The organism is Actinoplanes sp. NPDC000266, from assembly GCF_042899005.1.
Taxonomy (GTDB): domain Bacteria; phylum Actinomycetota; class Actinomycetes; order Mycobacteriales; family Micromonosporaceae; genus Actinoplanes.
Map to the genome: position 1 here is coordinate 65,428 of NZ_JBIAZI010000003.1, position 17,108 is coordinate 82,535.

Sequence of the window (17,108 nt, forward strand, 5' to 3'; positions counted from 1 at the left end):
GTTTGCCCGCCACCGATCAACTTCCGGGAGCTTGAGACCAACCATGGCCGTTTCGACCGTCGGCGCCCGTGAGCGCCGTGGCTGGTACATGTACGACTGGGCCAACTCGGCCTTCCAGACCACCGTCATCACCGTGTTCCTGGGCCCGTTCCTGACCACGGTCACCGAGATCGCCGCCGGCTGCCCGCTCGGCACCGACGACTGCACCGGCCGGGTCCACCCGTTCGGGATCGCGGTCGCGGCCGGCTCCTTCTACCCGTACGTGGTGTCGCTGTCGGTGCTGCTGACCGTGTTCGTGCTGCCGGTGATGGGTGCGGTCGCCGACCGGGCCCCGCGTAAGAAGCCGCTGCTGGCCGCGGCCGCGTTCACCGGCGCCGCCGCGACGATCGCGATGGCGTTCGTGACCGGTGACCGCTACCTGCTCGGCGGGTTCCTGTTCCTGATCGCGAACATCTCGTTCGGCGCGGCCATCGTCGTCTACAACTCGTTCCTGCCGCAGCTGGCCGGCCCCGACGACCGGGACAAGCTGTCCAGCCGCGGCTGGGCCATCGGCTATCTCGGCGGTGGCCTGCTGCTGGCGTTCAACCTGGTCGCCGTGACCGTGCTGGCCGTCGAGGGCGACGACCAGCGGACCCTGGACATCGCCCGCTGGTGCATCGTGTCGGCCGGCGTGTGGTGGGCCGCGTTCACCGTCGTACCCCTGCTGTGGCTCAAAGAGCACCCGGCACGGGTGGCCCTGGAAGGCAACGGCAACGTGCTCACCGACGGTTTCAAACAATTGGGCCGTACGATCCGCGGCATCCGGGCCTATCCGCTGACCCTGTTCTTCCTGCTGTCGTTCCTGGTCTACAACGACGGCATCCAGACCGTGATCACCCTGGCCAGCCAGTACGGCACCGAGGAACTCGACCTCGAACAGTCCACCCTGATCATCACGATCCTGATCGTGCAGTTCCTCGCGTTCGGCGGGGCGCTGCTGCTGGGCGCGATGGCGGCGAAGGTCGGCGCGAAACGCACCGTGCTGTTCAGCCTGGTCCTGTGGCTGGCGGTGATCGTCGCCGCGTACTGGCTGCCGGCCGGTGAGCCGCTGCCGTTCATGCTGCTCGGCGCCGCGATCGGCCTGGTCCTGGGCGGCAGCCAGGCCCTGTCGCGCAGCCTGTTCTCCCAGCTGATCCCGGCCGGTAAGGAGGGCGAGTACTACGGCTTCTACGAGATCAGCGACAAGGGCACCAGCTGGCTCGGCCCGCTCGCCTTCGGCCTGATCTTCCAGCTGACCAACAGCTACCGGGTCGGCATCGTCTCGCTGGTCGTGTTCTTCCTGGTCGGTGGAATCCTGCTGGCGCTGGTGCCGATGCGCCGCGCCATCGTCGAAGCCGGCAACACACCCCCGAGACTGATCTGATGGACATCACCATCGACCACGGGTCGCCGACCCCGCCGTACGAGCAGGTCCGGCTGCGCATCGCCGAGCTGGCCGCCACCGGAGCCCTGACGGCCGGGGAGAAACTGCCGCCGGTGCGGGCCCTGGCGGCCGAGCTGGGCCTGGCCGCGAACACGGTGGCCCGCGCCTACCGCGAGCTGGAGACGGCCGGCCTGGTCGAGACGAGGGGCCGGCTCGGCACCGTGGTCACGTCCCGCGCCGCCGGCACGTCCGTTCAGGCCCAGAAGGCCGCTTCGGTGTACGCCGACACGACGCGCGCGCTCGGCGTGACGCCGGAGACCGCCCTCAGCCTGGTGCGGGCGGCCCTGGGCCTGTAAGCCCTACCCGCCGGCGCCGGGCGGGGCGAACCAGGCCGGCCCGTCCGGCGCCTCGGTGGTGGCGATCCGCAACCGGGTCAGCTCGGCGACCGGCGGAAGCTCGCCCGGCGCGAACCAGCCGACCTCCAGGGACTCGTCACCGTCGGGCCGGGCCTGCCCGCCGACGGCCCGGCACCGGAACCACACGGACAGATACGAGCAGCGGTCACCGTTCGGATACTGCGTCTCGTGCATGCCCACCCCGGCCAGCCGCTCGATCTCGGCCCGCACCCCGGTCTCCTCGTAGACCTCCCGCAGGGCCGCCTCGGCCGGCTGCTCCCCCGGTTCGATCATCCCGGCCGGCAGCGCCCACTGCCCGTCGTCGGAGCGCCGCAGCAGCAGGATCCGCCCGTGCTCGTCCCGCACGACGGCGCCGGAACCGGGAAGCAGCAGCAGATCGTGCCCGATGTGGGCGCGCAGCTTGGTCACGTACTCGGAGACTGGCATGCGGGGAAGAATAATCTTCACATGACACCCGACCTGCTGGCCGCCCACCCCGACCACCCGGTCCTGGTGTACGAGGTCGGCGGCGCCTACGACACGGCCGGCGAGGAGCAGACGGCCCGCGGCTACTACGAGCGGGCGCTCGAGCAGTTCCCCGCCTCCGACGCGGTGCGGGTGTTCCGCGCGCTGGCCCTCAACGAGGCGAAACGCCACGACGAGGCCGTGGCCGAACTGCTCACGGTCGTCACCACCCACGCCGACGTGACCGACCTGGGCCGCTGGGCGCCGGGCTTGAGCAACGTGGCCCAGTGGCTCACCGGTGGCCGCCCGCAGTAGGCGCGGCCGTCACGGCGTGCGGGCTGTCCAGAGGGTGGCGGAGCGGCGCAGGACGAAGCCGGGGCTGGTGGCGAGCTGCTCGAGCAGGCGGGTGTGCATTTCGGCGCGTTTGGCGGCGGGCAGGGCGTCGATGAAGCGGCCCGAACCGTGCGAGCGGCTCCAGCGCCAGTAGGTTTCGCCGTCGGGGACGGGGATCGCCACCTCCACAGTGGCCGCCGTGATGCCGGTCAGGCCCGACTGGGCCAGCAAGGTGGCCTCGTCGACGTCGTTGCCGTGGCGGCCGCAGCCGTCGGGGTGGAAGCGGCGGTACTCGGCGTACAGGCCGACCAGCGGGTCCGGCCACGGGTCGGGGGTGCCGTCGGCCCGGCCGGGCACCGTGAAGGCCACCGTCGCGCCGGGCTTGGCGACCCGGATCGTCTCGGACACCGCGGCGTACGGGTCGGCCATGATGTGCACGGCGAACCCGCAGACCACGATGTCGAACATCCCGGACGGCAGGTCCAGGCGGGCCGCGTCCATCACCTGGGCGGCGGCCTGCGGGTGGTCGCGCCGCAGGAGCTCGATCATGCGGGGTGCGCCGTCGACCGCGGTGACCGCGCAGCCGCGGGCCAGCAGCGCCGCCGTGAACGCGCCGCGGCCGGCCGCCACGTCCAGGGCCCGCTGCCCGGGCGCCGGGCCGATCCGGTCCACGGCCTGGGTGGCGAAGGCGGTGAAGAACGGCAGGATCTGGTCGTACGTGCCGGCGACGCCGTCGAAGTGCGTCACCACCGGGTCGCTGGTCATACCCGGGCCGCTCCCAGCACCCAGTCGGAGGTCTGCTCGATGAAGTCCTGCGGGAAGCCGGCCTCGAATCCGGTGGGGGCCTCCAGCCGGGTGAGCTCCTCGGGGGTGAGCGTCAGGCGTACGGCGCCGAGGTTGTCCCGCAGTTGATCTGCCCGGCGGGCGCCGACGATGGGGAACACGTTCGCGTGGCGGGCGCGGGTCCAGGCGATCGCCACCTGCGCGGCCGGGACTCCCCGCTCGGCCGCGACCTCGTGGACGGCCCGGGCCACCGTGTGGGCGCGCTCGCCGAGGCCGTCCGGGTCGAAGCGGGACTGCTCCGGGCGTACCCCCGAACTGTATTTGCCGGTCAGCACCCCTCCGGCCAGAGGGCTCCACGCGGTCACCCCCAATCCCAGCGCGGCTGCCATCGGCAGCAGCTCGCGTTCCACGTCGCGCTGCAGCAGGCTGTACGGCACCTGCAGGCCCACGAACGGGCTCCAGCCGCGCCACTCGGCCAGGGTGTTCGCCCGCGCCACCACCCAGGCCGGGGCGTCGGAGATGCCCACGTACAGGATCTTGCCCGCCCGCACGGCGTCGTCCAGGGCCCGCATCGTCTCCTCGATGGGGGTGGCCTGGTCCCACATGTGCACCCAGTACAGGTCGAGGTAGTCGGTGCCGAGACGGCGCAGGCTGGTCTCCAGGGAGGCGCGCAGGTTCTTACGGGCGTTGCCGCCGGCGTTCGGGTCGCGGCGGTCGCGCGACACTGTGTATTTGCTGCCCAGGACGAACTCCTCGCGCCGGCCGGCCAGCAGTTTGCCGAGGATCTCCTCGCTGGCCCCGTCGCGGTAGTTGATCGCCGTGTCGATGGTGTTGCCGCCCGCCTCGGCGTACGTGTCCAGGATGCGGGCGTATTCGCCGCCGGCCGCGTCGAAGGTCATCGTGCCCAGGATCAGCTCCGAGACGCGCAGCCCGCTCGCGCCCAAGGTCCGGTAATTCATGCGCGCGAATCTACCGCCGGGCGGGTGGCGGACGACACCACCCGCGTTGTTGATGTTTCAACAACGTGGGGTGATGCTTGTGCACATGACGGTCCGTACCAGCGTCGTGGTCCCGCTGCGCTTTCCCGACGGCTACAGCACCACGGCCGACGTGTTCACCTTCACCGGGCTGGCCGACGGCCGCGAGCATCTCGCGCTCGGCCTCGGCCCGTGGCGCGACACCGACGTGCCCCTGGTGCGCCCGCACAGCGAATGCCTGACCGGTGACGTGTTCGGCAGCACCCGCTGCGACTGCGGCCCCCAGCTGCGCGAGGCCGCCGAACGGATCACCACCGCCGGCGGGTTCCTGCTGTACCTGCGCCAGGAGGGCCGCGGGATCGGCCTGTACGCCAAACTGGACGCCTACGCGCTGCAGGACACCGGCCTGGACACGTACGAGGCGAACCTGGCCCTGGGTCACGGCGAGGACGAGCGGGACTACACCGCGGCCGCGCAGATGCTGCACACCCTCGGCGCCGGCCGGATCCGGCTGCTGAGCAACAACCCCGACAAGGCCGCCCAGCTCAGCGCGCTCGGCGTCGGCATCGTCGAGCAGGTCCCGACCGGGGTGCACCTGTCGGACGCCAACGCCCGCTATCTGGCCGCCAAACGCGACCACACCGCGCACACCCTCGACCTGCCCCGCCAGCGCACCGCCTGAGGACACCCGATGGACACTGTTCACCCGTTCCGCCGCCACCTCGACCGGGTCGCCACGCTGGGCCCGCACCGGCCGTGGACGCCGGCTGACGGCCCGCTGCCGTCGCTCTACCTGAGCCACGGCGCCCCGCCCACTTTCGAGGACGACGTGTGGATGCGCCAGCTGCACGACTGGGCCCGCGACCTGCCCCGCCCGACGGCCATCCTGATCGTCAGCGCCCATTGGGAGTCCGCCCCGCTGGCCCTTTCCAGTTCCCGGGCCAACACCGATCTGGTGTACGACTTCGGCGGCTTCAGCCCGCTCTACTACCGCATGCGTTATGACACTCCCGACGCCGGAGATTTGGCCCGGCAGGTGAGCGCCCTGATGCCGCAGAGCGTGCACGAGCACACCGGCCGCGGCCTCGACCACGGCGCCTGGGTCCCCCTGAAGATCATGTACCCGGAGGCGGACGTCCCGGTCCTGCAGCTGAGCATCCCCACCCACGACGCCGGCACCCTGCTCGCCCTCGGTGAGCGGCTGCGGCCGCTGCGCGAGCAGGGCGTGCTGGTCGTCGGCTCCGGCTTCATGACACACGGCCTGCAGTTCCTGACCCGGGCCATGCTGGCCGGGCACGTGCCCGGCTGGTCGTCCGACTTCGACCAGTGGGCGGCCGAGGCGCTGGCCCGCGGCGACGTCGACGAGCTGGCCGCGTTCCGCGACCGGGCCCCCGGCATGCCCTACGCACACCCCACCGTCGAACACTTCACCCCGCTGTTCGTCACCCTCGGCGCCGCCACCGACCCCACCGGCCCGGTCCGCACGGCGATCGACGGCTACTCGATGGGATTCGCCAAGCGTTCCTTCCAAACGGCATGAGCCCGCGCTGGCTCGACGACAACGAGATGGGCGCCTGGCTCAACGTCGCGCAGATCCTCATGCTCATGCCGGCCGCCCTGGACCGGCAGCTGCGCGAGGACACCGGCATCCCGCACGCCTACTACCAGATCATGGCCACCCTCAGCGCCGCCGACGGGCACCGCATGCGCATGACCGATCTGGCCAGGGCGGTCGGCACCACCCTCAGCCGCCTGTCACACGCGGTGAGCAGCCTGGAGCAGCGCGGCTGGCTCGAACGCCGCGCCTGCCCCACCGACAAACGCGGCCAGATGGCCCACCTGACCGGCGCCGGGCTGGCCACCGTGCAAGCCGCCGCGCCGGGCCACGTGGCCGAGGTCCGCCGCCTGCTCTTCGACCACCTCACCCCCGAAGAGATCGCCCAGCTGCGCGCGGTCACCGCCAAGCTGCTGCCCGCACTGCACCAATAAGATGCCCGGCGTGAGTTCCGACCCCCTCGACCTCGACTGGTCGGCCGTGGACCACGCCTACGGGCCGGCCACCGACCTGCCCGGCGTGCTGCGCGCGCTGCGCACCCCCGACGAACAGCGCCGGGCCGCGGCCGCCCGGCAGTTCCGGCTCCAGGCGCTGCACCAGGACAGCCCCTACCCGGCCGCAGTCGCCGCGGTGCCCTACCTGATCGAGCTGCTCGCCGACGACAGCGCACCAGATCGCACCCTCGGACACGAACTGCTCACCGCGATCCTGCCCGAGGAGCAGACAGACCACCACGCGTACGAGGCGGTACGCGCCGGTGTGCCCACATATCTGCGACTGCTCGGCAACCCCGACCGCGACGCCCGCGGACTCGGCGCCCACCTGCTCAGCTACTTCCCCGAAACCGCGCCGCAGGCGACACCGGTCATCGCCGCCCGCCTCGCCGTCGAACAAGACCGCGTCGTCGCGTCCTTCCTCTGCCTGACCGCCGGAATGATCGGCGGCCCCGCCCTTCTCCCCGCGGTGACCCGATGGCGCGACCAGCCGGGACGCGTCATCCGCTGGACCGTGCTGATGGGACTGGCCCGGCTCACCCAGGCACCCGACACGGACATGCTCGAGCAGCTGTGCGACTGCCTGTTCCACGGACCCATGGAAGTCCACGGCTGGCCGTTCCACCACGAAAGCCCGCCGCTGGGCGCGGCCCTCGCCCTCAGTGACCTGCCGGTCAGCTCCGCACCTGGCCTGGCCACCATGCTGATCGAACGGCTCGCCGCCGGCGGCGAAGACCTCAACCGCTTCTACTACGCCGCCCGCCTGCTGCTCAGCCAGGCCTCACCGCCGCGCGCCGCCATCGACGTCATCCGCAACAGCGGCGCCGCCGGACACCCCTCCATCGCACGCCTGCTCCAAGAATGCGACCCGGCGCGCTAGTCGCCCCGCAGGACCAGAATGTGCCACACGTACTTGAGCAACTGAAGGACCTCGGCCCGGCCGCCGAACCGCGACCACGTCGACGGCTCCCGCGCCGCCCGCCCCACCAGCTCGGCGTCCAGCACGTCCCGGCCGAAATGAGCCGCCACCGCCGCCGCCAGCGCCGGCACCTCCGGGCCCCGCAGATCGGCCGGCACCTCAGCGACGGCCAGCCGGAACCCCGGCGCCCACCGCACCCGCCGGCCGGTCGCGCGCAGGTGCGCCTCCACCGGCGTACCCCGGAAAGAAGGATCGACCACCACGGCCGTGACATCCCCCGCCAGCGTCAGACCCCCATGGATCTGCGCCTCGACGTAGTCGTCCATGGCCCGCCCCGCCGCCACCCGCGGCACACCCAGCGCCCGCACCCACTCGGCCGGGCCCGCCGCCGGCAGATTCAGCGCCCGCCCCGTACGCGCCACCTCCGACAACAACGACTCCCACACCGCGCGGAACGTGGTCGCCGTACCCACCACCACCGGCTCGGTGACACTGTCGCCGTGACTGAACGTCGCCCGCGACGACACCGCCGGGGCCAGCACCAGATGACAACTGCCGAACCGCGGCGACGCCCCGTCCGGATGACCCGCCAGATTCAAACCGCCGTAGACCGGCCGGCCCGCCGCACCCGCATAGGCGCCACCGAACATCCGGTGCTCCCACCGGTCCCGGTCACCACCCGGATAAGCGGTCAGCCCGCCATTGGAGATACCCGTCTCGAACTGGCTGCGATAGACACCCTCGGCGGCCAGCCGCTCCGCCACCGTCGCCCCGCCCGCCACCAGCCGATCCGGATGAAAATTCACCGTGATCGGCGCCGACGGCACCGTCGACGCCTCCGGGAACAACCCGCGCACATGCGCCAGGGCCCGCTCCGCCGGCGACATCACTGCGCCTCGATCGTGCCCGTCACCAGCAGCACCATCAGCAGCAGACCCAGCACCACCCGGTAGAAGATGAAAATGCTGTACGAATGCCGCGAGATGAACTTCAACAGCCAATTCACCGAGAAGTACGCCACCACGAAACTCACCGCGGTCGCGATCAGCGTATTGGCCCAGCCCACACCGTTCGCGATGTTGCCGGCCTCCTCATAGCCCTGCAACAACGACGCACCCAGCAACGCCGGAATCGACAGGAAGAACGACAACTTCGTCACCGTCACCCGGTCGAAGTCCCGCAACAGACCCGCCGACATCGTCGCCCCCGACCGCGACACACCCGGAATCAGCGCCAGACACTGCACCACACCGATGATCAGCGAATCCTTCCACGTCACATCATCCTCATGACGCACCTGCGTGGCCGCGTGATCGGCGAACGCCATCACCGCGCTCCACAGGATCAGCGCACCCGCCACGAACCACAGACTCCGCAGCGTCGTCTCCACCTGATCCTTGAACAGCAACGCCGCGATCACGATCGGGATCGCACCCAGGATCACCGCCCACCCGAACCGGTAATCCTTGTTGTCCCGCTTCGCCTTGCTGAACAACCCGCCCAGAAACGCCGGCACGATCCGGGCGATGTCCTTACGCAGATAAAGAATCGTCGCCAGCACCGCACCCGACTGGATGATCACCGTGAACGCGGTGATGTCCGGATCGTCGAGCTGATAACCGAGCAGCTTCTCCAGGATCGTCAGATGGCCGGTGCTCGACACGGGCAGGAACTCGGTGAAACCCTCGACCGCTCCCAGCAGCACCGCTTCGATGATGTTCAAGACCTACGCCCCACCTTGATCCGCTTTGACGCCGCGGCACAGCATAGGGCCAGCTGTCACCCTCCGCTGCGGCGGACCCGGGCCGCCGCGATCGTGTACGCCGGATCACGATCAAGGTTGTGCCGGTCCCGGTCGTACCGCCGCGTCGTGCGCGGATCAGCGTGACCCATCGCGTCCTGCACATCCTCCAACGGCACCCCCTCCGCCCGCGCCGTCGTCGCGAACGCGTGCCTGAGCGAGTGCGGCGACATCCTCTCCGCCCCCGCGATCCCCGCCTGCTTGGCCAGCCGCCGCACCAGCCGGAACACCGCATGCCGGTCCAGCCGCGCCCCCGTCGACGTCATGAACAGCGGGCCCTCCCCCTCACCCCGCACCCTCAAATACGCCTCCAGCGCCGACAGCGCCCCCGGCGTCAGCGCCCGCCGCCGCGGCCGCCCACCCTTACCGATGAACCGCACCGTCCGGTGACCCCGCTCCCAGCCCAGATCCGCGAGATCCAGACCCACCAGCTCACCGACCCGCAACCCCAGATCGGCCAGGAACGTCAACGCCGCGAAATGCCGCGCCCCCGCCACCCGCGCCGCCGCCAGCAAGTCGTCCACTTCCTCCGGCGACAACCCCACCGTCGACGAATAATCCCGCGACACATACGGCCGGTCCGCCCCACCCACCGGATTGAGATCCACCGCCCGCAACTTGACCAGGAAGTCGTACCAGCTCGACACCCCCGACAACTTCCGCGCCACCGTCGCCGGCGCCAAACCCCTCGCCTCGAGACCCCGCGCATACGCGTTCACATCAAGAAACGTCGCCCTCAACGGATCAGCGCCCCGCTGCGCACACCACGCCAGCCACGCCTGAACATCACGCCGGTAAGCGGCCCGCGTGTGATCCGACAACCGCCGGTTCGCCAGCCACGCCTCAGTGACCTGCTCCGCCGGGCCACCGACCGCGACCTCGCCACCCTGCCTCGGAACCACGCGCATGGCCCCATCGTGTCAGCTCTCGATCACAACCCCGCCCGCGACATGCCAGCGCCGCCCGAACCCCACCGCCTCCGCGAAAAACCGGTCATGCGTCACCACCACCAACGTCCCCCGATAGCGGCGCAACGCCTCCTCCACCACATCCAAAGCATCGAAGTCGAGGAAATTCGTCGGCTCATCCAGCAACAACACCCGCGCCGGACTGTTCACCAACACCGCCAACAGCAACCGCCGCAACTCACCGGCCGACAAACTCCGCAACCGCGCATCCCACTGATCCGGCCCGAACTGATGCCCCAGCAACAACTTCTCGGCATCGTCCAGATAAACCGGCACCCGCTCCCGGAAGAACCCCATCACGCTCTGATCCGTACGCAGCCCGTCCGAAGTCTGCGGCAGAACCGCCGCCTCGGCCCCCTCACCCAGCGCGTTCAACAGCGTCGTCTTCCCCGCACCGTTCCGCCCCGTGATCAAAACCCGGTCACCACGATGAACCGTCAAATCCACCCGGTCGAGCAGCAGCCGATCCCCCGCCTTCACCTGCAACCCGCGCTTTTCCAGCACAACCTCACCCGGATCACCGGCATCCTGCGGAAAAGCCAACGTCAAAGCAGGCCGCGTACGAGGCTGAGCAATCCACCGCACCGACTCCATCTGCCGCCGCAGACGCCGCTCACGAACCTTCGCCTTGCGCGCCACCAACCGCGCCACCCGCCGCAGATGAGGCGCCGTCGCCCCCGACCGGACCGTGTTCTCCACACCCCGCGAGAACTCCTTCGTCCGCTCGATATCCGCCTCCCACCGCCGGCGATCCTTCTCCTGCGCCTCGAAATCCAGCAGCAACCGCTCCCACCGCCGCTGCTTCTCCACCCGAAACGCCGAATAACCACCACCCGGATAGTCCTGCGGCTCCTCATCGATACCGTCCAACTCGACGATCCGCGACACCACAGCATCCAGAAACGCCCGATCATGACTGACGGTCAGAACCCCGCCCGGGTACGCCCCAAGCCAGCTCTGCAACCAGGCAACACCATCAGAATCCAGATGATTCGTCGGCTCATCCAGCAACAACACATCCGGCTCGTCCAGCAACGCCCGCGCCAGCAACAACCGCGCCTGCTCACCACCACTGACCGCGGACAACGGAAGATCATCCGGCAGATCAGCGATATCCAAACGCTGCCGGATCTCCCCCACCCGAGCCTCGGCCGTCCACCCCTCCAGAGCCGTCCACCGCTCCTGAACAGACCCATACTCGGCCAGCACATCCTCACCGGCCGACAACCGCGCCTCCAGCTCCCGCATCCGCACGGTCACCCCGGCCAGCTCACCCAGACCCCCGGCCAGAAAAGAACCGACCGTCCCCTCCGGATCAGGCATCTGCTGCGCCACATAACCCACCCGGGTACCCGGCCCGTAGACGACACTGCCGCTCGACGGCTTCAGCTCACCGGCCAGCACCCGCAACAACGTCGTCTTACCGGCACCGTTCGGCCCCACCACCCCGACCCGGTCACCATCACCGAGAACCAGATCAAAACCGGAGAACAAAGCATCACCGTCATGAGCACGGCTGAGCGAAACAGCTTTCAACAACAGGCCCTCCAAGGAGCAGAAACCGCCAGGGGTACGCACACACGCCGGCCCGCATCACATGAAGAAGATCATCGCCCCACATTGCCCCGAGCCCCCGACCCCCGCAACCGATATACATCACCCATGCCCGAGATCGTCACCGGCGCGCTGATCCGCGAAGGCCGCGTCCTGCTCGTCCACCGAAGCCCGAACCGCCACGTCTACCCCAACGTCTGGGACCTGGCCGGCGGCCACATCGAACCCGGCGAGACAGAACTGGCCGCCCTCGCCCGGGAAATGCACGAAGAACTCGGCGTACGCATAACAACCACCTCGGCGACCCACCTGTGCCGGCTGGAGAAAGGACCCCTGCGGCTCAGCGCCTGGATCGTCACCGCATGGGAAGGGACACCGGTGAACGCCGCCCCCGGCGAACACGACGAGATCCGCTGGTTCCGGCCCGGAGAACTGCCACCGATCCCCCACGAGCCCGTAGCCACGGCACTGGCACAAGCGATCAGCCCAGCCCATCCCCCACGCCGCGCCGTCCGCGCCATCATCCTCGACGAGAACCAGCGCATCCTGCTCTGCCGATTCGACTTCCCCCACCCGGCCGTACCAGAACAAGCAACACCCGTCTGGGCGGCACCCGGCGGCGGCATCGAACCCGGCGAAGACCCCCTGACAGCCCTGCGCCGCGAACTGCGCGAAGAGACCGGCCTGACCATCACCGCCGACCCGCCGCACATCTGGCACCAGGAAATCGCGGCCGCCGACCACCCGCGCGCCCCCAGCGGCATCATCAACGACTACTACCTCGTCCACACGAACAACTTCCCGCCCCGCGGCGAACTGACCGACGACCAGCTCGCCGCCGACGAGAACCTGTCCGCCTTCCGCTGGTGGCAGCTCCCGGAGATCGCCGGCCATACGGGACCCGAGCTGTTCTCGCCCCGCGACCTCGGTTCGCTCCTGACGTCGCTGCTCACAGGCGGAACCCCGGACCGGCCACTTCCACTCGGCCTCTAGCAACGGTCGCCGTCCGGAACACCGAGCCCAAATTCAAGGCGGGATGCCGTTGATTCCTTTTTGTTCTTGGGTTCCCGGGTTTGTGGTGCGGTGCGCCGGTGGTCAGGCGCACATCCGGCAAAGCATCCTAGGATGGTGGTGTGGTTACTGCGTTGTCGATCACCACGGGGCTTGCCCGGGGTGGGTGGGGTGTGCCGTTGACGGAGAATGGACGCCGTGCCGCGACCTATCCCCAGCGCCCCGTCCGGCCGGCACACCGCCGGTCCCCTTCGGACTCGTGAGGAGCTTCGAGAGCTTCGACCTGACCTGCTGGAACGCTACGACGCCGAACTGCCGGGAGCCCGCGCGGCCGTGCTCGGGCGGCTTCTGGGCGCGGTCGGCCGTGAGGCCCTGCCGGGCCTGACCGGCCGTGGGCGGGGCGAGGCGGCCTTCGCCCGGACGGCCGACGGGCGGCTCGGCACCCTGTGGGTCGGCGGCACCGCTCAGCCGGCCGCCTCAGCGGGCAACGACCAGCACGCGGACGGCGGCCGCCACGCCGCTGAGATCGCGTTGCGCTACCCGGCCGACGCTGAGGAGCCCTTCTTCGCGGGGGCGGCCGGGCTCGCCGTCGACGCCGAACTGACAAGTTTCGGACAGATCACCGGCGACGCTGAGGGGACGACCGGGGGCAACAAGTCGATTGTGGACCCGGGTGAGCTCGTACGGCTGCTCTGGGGTGACGTCCCGTTCGCCGCCGAGGTGGACAACAGCGTCGCCAACCTGGCACTGGCGCGGGCCGCCCGGACCGGCCCGCCCCGGCTGCCGGCGGCCGGGCCCGGGGCGCTCGGGCTGGTCGAGCAGCAGATCACCGACGGGCATCCGCTGCATCCCTGCTGCCGCACCCGGGGCGGGATGAGCGTGGCCGACGTGCTCGCCTACGCGCCCGAGCACTCCCCCGTCATCCGGCTGCGCCGGCTCGCCGTGCCGGCCGGGCGGTGGTTCGGTGACGGGCCGCCCGTGCTCTACGCCCATCCGTGGCAGGCCGACCACCTGCGGGACCGCTATCCGTGGCTGCGCGACGACGGCGAGACCGCGCCGGTGCGGCCGCTCATGTCGCTGCGGACCGTCGCTCCCCTCGACGGCGGCCCGCATGTCAAGACCGCGGTCGACATTCAAATGACTTCGGCCGTACGGACCGTGTCCCCGGCCGCCGTGCACAACGGCCCCCTGCTGTCGCGGCTCCTGACGACGCTCACCGCCGGCCTGCCGATCGAGGTTCTGGCCGAGACCGGCGCCGGGGCGGTCATCGTCGACGGCGAACCCCAGCGGCATCTGGCCCATCTGTTCCGGGCCGCGCCGCGCCTGGCCGCCGGTGAGCTCGCCGTCCCGCTCGCCTGGCTCGGTGCGGCCCCGCTGCCCCGGGGACGCGGCGATGACGCGTACACCATGATGGGCTTGATCTCAAGGGTCCTGTTCGGTCCTGTCGTCGAGCTGCTCGCGCGCGGGGTGGCGCTGGAAGCGCACGGGCAGAACACGCTGCTGGTGCTCGCGGACGGGCGGCCGGCGCGGATCCTCTACCGCGACCTCGGCGGCGTGCGGGTCAGCGCGGCCCGGCTGCGCGCCGCCGGCGTCGAAGCCCCGCCGCTGAAGGGTGATCTGCCCAGCGACGACCCTCAGGTGCTGCGGACCAAGCTGTCCGCGGCCGCGTTCGGCACCGTCGCCCAGGAGCTGATCACCGCCTTCCACCGGTGGCACGGCGCCGACCGGCGGCGGCTGTGGGGCATCGTCGCCGCCGCGATCCGTGACACGGGCACGGCGGACGCCCCGCACCTGCTGCGCGACCCGCTGCCGGTCAAGGCCACGACCGCGATGCGGCTGGCCGCCGACCCGCTCGACGACCTCTGGGCCCACCTCGACAACCCGATGGCGGAACACGCATGAATCGCAGCGTTATGCGCACCGACCGGATCGCGCACACCGAGGCCGCTCTCGCGGTGCACGCGCCGGAGCTGGTGCCCGGCTTCCTCGCGAACCTGCCCGAGGCGGCCGACACGGTCGGGCGGCGGCTGCGCGGGGCCCTCGTGCGTGAGGGGATCCGGGACATGGGACCGGGCCTGCGGCACGGTTTCGGCCGGATCGAGTACGCCACCAGCGGCGTGGCCGACCCGGTCGATCTGCTGGGTGACATCGAGGCGCCCGGTTTCGCGGCGGAGCTGCGCAACGCCGTACTCAATCTGGCCATCGCCATGTCCCGCCCGGCCGCCCCGGTCGGCGACGACCCGGACGCGCAGGCCATCGGCCTGGAGCGGCTCGCCGTGGCCGGGCACAATCTGCATCCCTGCGGGCGCACCCGGCTCGGGTGGGACACCGGCGATGTCCTCGCCCACGATCTGGAGGTGGCCAAGACCAGGATCGGATTCATCGCCGTACGCGATGACCTGCACCTCGGCGACGACCTTTTCCCGGGCATTCCGGGCAAAGTTCTCCCCGTACACGCGTGGCAGCGCGACAACATCATCCCGTCCCGCTACGGCGATCTCCTCAAGACGGGCGCCCTCAGGATCCTCGACGACGAGATCGACGCGATCCCCACCGCCGCCCTGCGCACGCTGCTGCTGCCCGGCACCGGCCAGTACCTGAAGGTCTCCCTCGACATCCAGGTCACCTCGACCCGGCGCAGCATCAGCGTCGCCAGCACCCGCAACGGCCCGGCCGTCTCCACCCTGCTGCACCGCCTGGTCACCGACGACCGCCTGCTCCTGATGGCCGAGACCGCCGGCGCCGCCGTGCCCGTCGGCTCCGGCCGCGACCTGTCCGCCATCCGCCGTGAGGGTCTGACCGGCCGCCTCGAGCCCGGCGAGCGCGCGATCCCCGGCGGCGCCCTGCCGTTCCTGCTCGACGAGCTCGTCACCGGCGACCCGGCGGTCTGGCTGCGGGAGTACGCCGAGCTGCTGATGCCCCCGCTGCTGCGCCTGACCGCCCAGGGCGTCGCCCTCGAAGCCCACCTGCAGAACTGCCTGCCCACCTTCGTCGGCGGCCGCCCGCACCGCCTGGCCCTGCGCGACTTCGCCGGCCTGCGCCTGCACCCCGGCCGGCTGCGCGCCGCCGGCCACGACATCACCCTGTGGCCCGGCTCGGTGGTCGGCACCGACGACCTCGACGTGCTCCGCGCGAAGATCGGCTACACCATGTTCCAGGCCCACCTCGGCGAGCTGGTCATGCGCCTGGACCTCGACGAGGACCACGCCTGGCGCATCGTCCGCGAGGTCCTCGACGAGCACGCCACCGGTGACGACCACGCCGCGTTCACCGCGCCCACCGTGCCGCACAAGGCCCTGGTCCGGATGCGGCTGGCCGGTGAGGGCGACATCTACGTCCCGGTGAGGAACCCGCTGCATGCTCCCGCCTGACCTGACCCGCCCCGTCTGCGCCTACCTCTACGACACCGCGACGCTGCGCGCCACGGCCGCGTCGGTCCGGCAGGCGCTTCCACCGGCGGCTTCTCTGATGTACGCCGTCAAGGCCAACGGCCATCCCGAGGTCCTGAAGGTGCTGGCCCGCGAGTGCGACGGCCTGGAGGTCGCCTCCGGCGGCGAACTGGCCCTGGCCCGGGCCGCCGGCGCCCGCCGGATCGTCTTCGGCGGCCCGGCCAAGACCGACGCCGAGCTGCGCGCCGCCCTGGACGCCGGTGTCCTGATCAACGCCGAGAGCGTGCACGAGCTGCACCGCATCGCCGCCCTGGCCGACAGCCCACCCGAGGTGGTGCTGCGCGTGAACCGCCCCGGCAGCCCGCTGCGAGGCAGCCACACCATGACCGGTGTCCCGACCCCCTTCGGCGTCTCCTCGGTGAGCGACGCCCTGTCCGTGCCCGGCGTCAACATCATCGGCTTCCACCTGCACGCCGTCTCCAACAACATGGACGGCCACGCCCACGCCGCCTTCGTCCGCGACTGCCTGAGCTGGTCGCTGTCCGCCGGCCTGCCCGGCCTGCGCGTGGTCAACGTCGGCGGCGGCTTCGGCGTCGACTACCTGTCCACGGCCTCCATGGACCTGTCCCCGCTGCGCGACATCGAGGTCCCGCCCGGCATCGACCTGATCTTCGAACCGGGCCGCTACCTGGCCGCCGACGCCGGCCGTTACGCCGCCGAGGTCATCGACATCAAGACCACCCACGGCCGCACGTTCGCCGTCCTGCGCGGCGGCACCCACCACTTCCGCCTGCCGGCCGCCTGGGGCTACTCACACCCGTTCACCGTCGTCCCGGTCGACGACTGGCCCCACCCGTACCCCCGCCCGTCGGTCACCGACACCGAGGTCGACGCCGTGGGCGAGCTCTGCACCCCCCGCGACGTCCTCACCCGGGGCCAGCACGTGGCCCGGCTGCGCGCCGGCGACATCCTGGTGTTCGCCCGCACCGGCGCCTACGGCTGGGACATCTCCCACCACGACTTCCTGCGCCACGACCCGCCGGCCTTCGTGATCACCTGACA

General features: G+C 70.8%; 18 protein-coding genes. 11 read left to right on the plus strand and 7 right to left on the minus strand.

Annotation, left to right across the window (positions count from 1 at the left end):
* Positions 1-43 precede the first annotated feature (43 nt).
* Complete coding sequence (locus tag ACFY36_RS11830) at positions 44-1,402, plus strand: MFS transporter (protein WP_499745925.1); 1,359 nt, start codon at positions 44-46, stop codon at positions 1,400-1,402.
* Complete coding sequence (locus tag ACFY36_RS11835; RefSeq protein ID WP_499745926.1) at positions 1,402-1,758, plus strand: GntR family transcriptional regulator; 357 nt, start codon at positions 1,402-1,404, stop codon at positions 1,756-1,758. Before ACFY36_RS11830 ends, ACFY36_RS11835 begins: the two co-directional genes overlap by 1 nt.
* Positions 1,759-1,761: 3 nt before the next feature.
* Here the strand turns inward: ACFY36_RS11835 and ACFY36_RS11840 are convergent, their stop codons facing one another.
* Positions 1,762-2,244 carry an NUDIX hydrolase gene (locus ACFY36_RS11840; protein WP_499745927.1) on the minus strand — a complete coding sequence of 161 codons (483 nt, stop codon included), beginning with the start codon at positions 2,242-2,244 and terminating at the stop codon, positions 1,762-1,764.
* 21 nt (positions 2,245-2,265) lie between these two features.
* Between ACFY36_RS11840 and ACFY36_RS11845 the strand changes: the two genes are divergently transcribed.
* Positions 2,266-2,577 (plus strand): tetratricopeptide repeat protein, encoded by a 312-nt coding sequence (locus tag ACFY36_RS11845; RefSeq protein ID WP_499745928.1) that lies wholly within the window; start codon positions 2,266-2,268, stop codon positions 2,575-2,577.
* Between the two features lie 9 nt (positions 2,578-2,586).
* Here the strand turns inward: ACFY36_RS11845 and ACFY36_RS11850 are convergent, their stop codons facing one another.
* Positions 2,587-3,360: a class I SAM-dependent methyltransferase gene (locus ACFY36_RS11850; RefSeq protein ID WP_499745929.1), complete on the minus strand. Its 774-nt coding sequence runs from the start codon at positions 3,358-3,360 to the stop codon at positions 2,587-2,589.
* Positions 3,357-4,337, minus strand: coding sequence for an aldo/keto reductase (locus ACFY36_RS11855; protein WP_499745930.1), 981 nt, complete (start codon positions 4,335-4,337; stop codon positions 3,357-3,359). Before ACFY36_RS11855 ends, ACFY36_RS11850 begins: the two co-directional genes overlap by 4 nt.
* An 85-nt stretch (positions 4,338-4,422) precedes the next feature.
* On the opposite strand from ACFY36_RS11855, the gene ACFY36_RS11860 reads away from it, so the two are divergent.
* The 4 genes from ACFY36_RS11860 to ACFY36_RS11875 are packed head-to-tail and all read left to right on the plus strand — an operon-like array spanning position 4,423 to position 7,284.
* Positions 4,423-5,037 (plus strand): GTP cyclohydrolase II, encoded by a 615-nt coding sequence (locus tag ACFY36_RS11860; RefSeq protein ID WP_499745931.1) that lies wholly within the window; start codon positions 4,423-4,425, stop codon positions 5,035-5,037.
* 9 nt (positions 5,038-5,046) lie between these two features.
* Positions 5,047-5,895 (plus strand): dioxygenase family protein, encoded by an 849-nt coding sequence (locus ACFY36_RS11865; protein WP_499745932.1) that lies wholly within the window; start codon positions 5,047-5,049, stop codon positions 5,893-5,895.
* A complete protein-coding gene (locus ACFY36_RS11870; RefSeq protein WP_499745933.1) occupies positions 5,892-6,344 on the plus strand; it encodes a MarR family winged helix-turn-helix transcriptional regulator in 453 nt (150 codons plus the stop codon). Before ACFY36_RS11865 ends, ACFY36_RS11870 begins: the two co-directional genes overlap by 4 nt.
* 10 nt (positions 6,345-6,354) lie before the next feature.
* Complete coding sequence (locus ACFY36_RS11875) at positions 6,355-7,284, plus strand: hypothetical protein (RefSeq protein WP_499745934.1); 930 nt, start codon at positions 6,355-6,357, stop codon at positions 7,282-7,284.
* Here the strand turns inward: ACFY36_RS11875 and ACFY36_RS11880 are convergent.
* Genes ACFY36_RS11880 through ACFY36_RS11895 form a run of 4 tightly spaced genes read right to left on the minus strand, consistent with a single transcriptional unit; the run spans position 7,281 to position 11,643 of the window.
* A complete protein-coding gene (locus ACFY36_RS11880; protein ID WP_499745935.1) occupies positions 7,281-8,210 on the minus strand; it encodes a DUF3626 domain-containing protein in 930 nt (309 codons plus the stop codon). The genes ACFY36_RS11875 and ACFY36_RS11880 overlap by 4 nt on opposite strands.
* Positions 8,210-9,046: an undecaprenyl-diphosphate phosphatase gene (locus ACFY36_RS11885; RefSeq protein WP_499745936.1), complete on the minus strand. Its 837-nt coding sequence runs from the start codon at positions 9,044-9,046 to the stop codon at positions 8,210-8,212. The genes ACFY36_RS11880 and ACFY36_RS11885 overlap by 1 nt, the downstream gene beginning before the upstream one ends.
* Before the next feature lie 56 nt (positions 9,047-9,102).
* Positions 9,103-10,032, minus strand: coding sequence for a tyrosine-type recombinase/integrase (locus ACFY36_RS11890; protein ID WP_499745937.1), 930 nt, complete (start codon positions 10,030-10,032; stop codon positions 9,103-9,105).
* A 12-nt stretch (positions 10,033-10,044) separates the two neighbouring features.
* Positions 10,045-11,643: an ABC-F family ATP-binding cassette domain-containing protein gene (locus ACFY36_RS11895; protein ID WP_499745938.1), complete on the minus strand. Its 1,599-nt coding sequence runs from the start codon at positions 11,641-11,643 to the stop codon at positions 10,045-10,047.
* Between the two features lie 111 nt (positions 11,644-11,754).
* Between ACFY36_RS11895 and ACFY36_RS11900 the strand changes: the two genes are divergently transcribed.
* The 4 genes from ACFY36_RS11900 to ACFY36_RS11915 all read left to right on the plus strand — a co-directional run bounded on the left by ACFY36_RS11900 (position 11,755) and on the right by ACFY36_RS11915 (position 17,106).
* A complete protein-coding gene (locus tag ACFY36_RS11900; protein ID WP_499745939.1) occupies positions 11,755-12,639 on the plus strand; it encodes an NUDIX domain-containing protein in 885 nt (294 codons plus the stop codon).
* Positions 12,640-12,855: 216 nt separating this feature from the next.
* Complete coding sequence (locus tag ACFY36_RS11905; protein ID WP_499745940.1) at positions 12,856-14,559, plus strand: IucA/IucC family protein; 1,704 nt, start codon at positions 12,856-12,858, stop codon at positions 14,557-14,559.
* The gene (locus ACFY36_RS11910) at positions 14,556-16,028 is read left to right on the plus strand and encodes an IucA/IucC family protein (protein WP_499745941.1); all 1,473 of its coding nucleotides are present in this window, start codon (positions 14,556-14,558) and stop codon (positions 16,026-16,028) included. Before ACFY36_RS11905 ends, ACFY36_RS11910 begins: the two co-directional genes overlap by 4 nt.
* On the plus strand, positions 16,015-17,106 hold the full coding sequence (locus tag ACFY36_RS11915; RefSeq protein ID WP_499745942.1) for an alanine racemase: 1,092 nt from the start codon (positions 16,015-16,017) through the stop codon (positions 17,104-17,106). Before ACFY36_RS11910 ends, ACFY36_RS11915 begins: the two co-directional genes overlap by 14 nt.
* Positions 17,107-17,108: the final 2 nt, after the last annotated feature.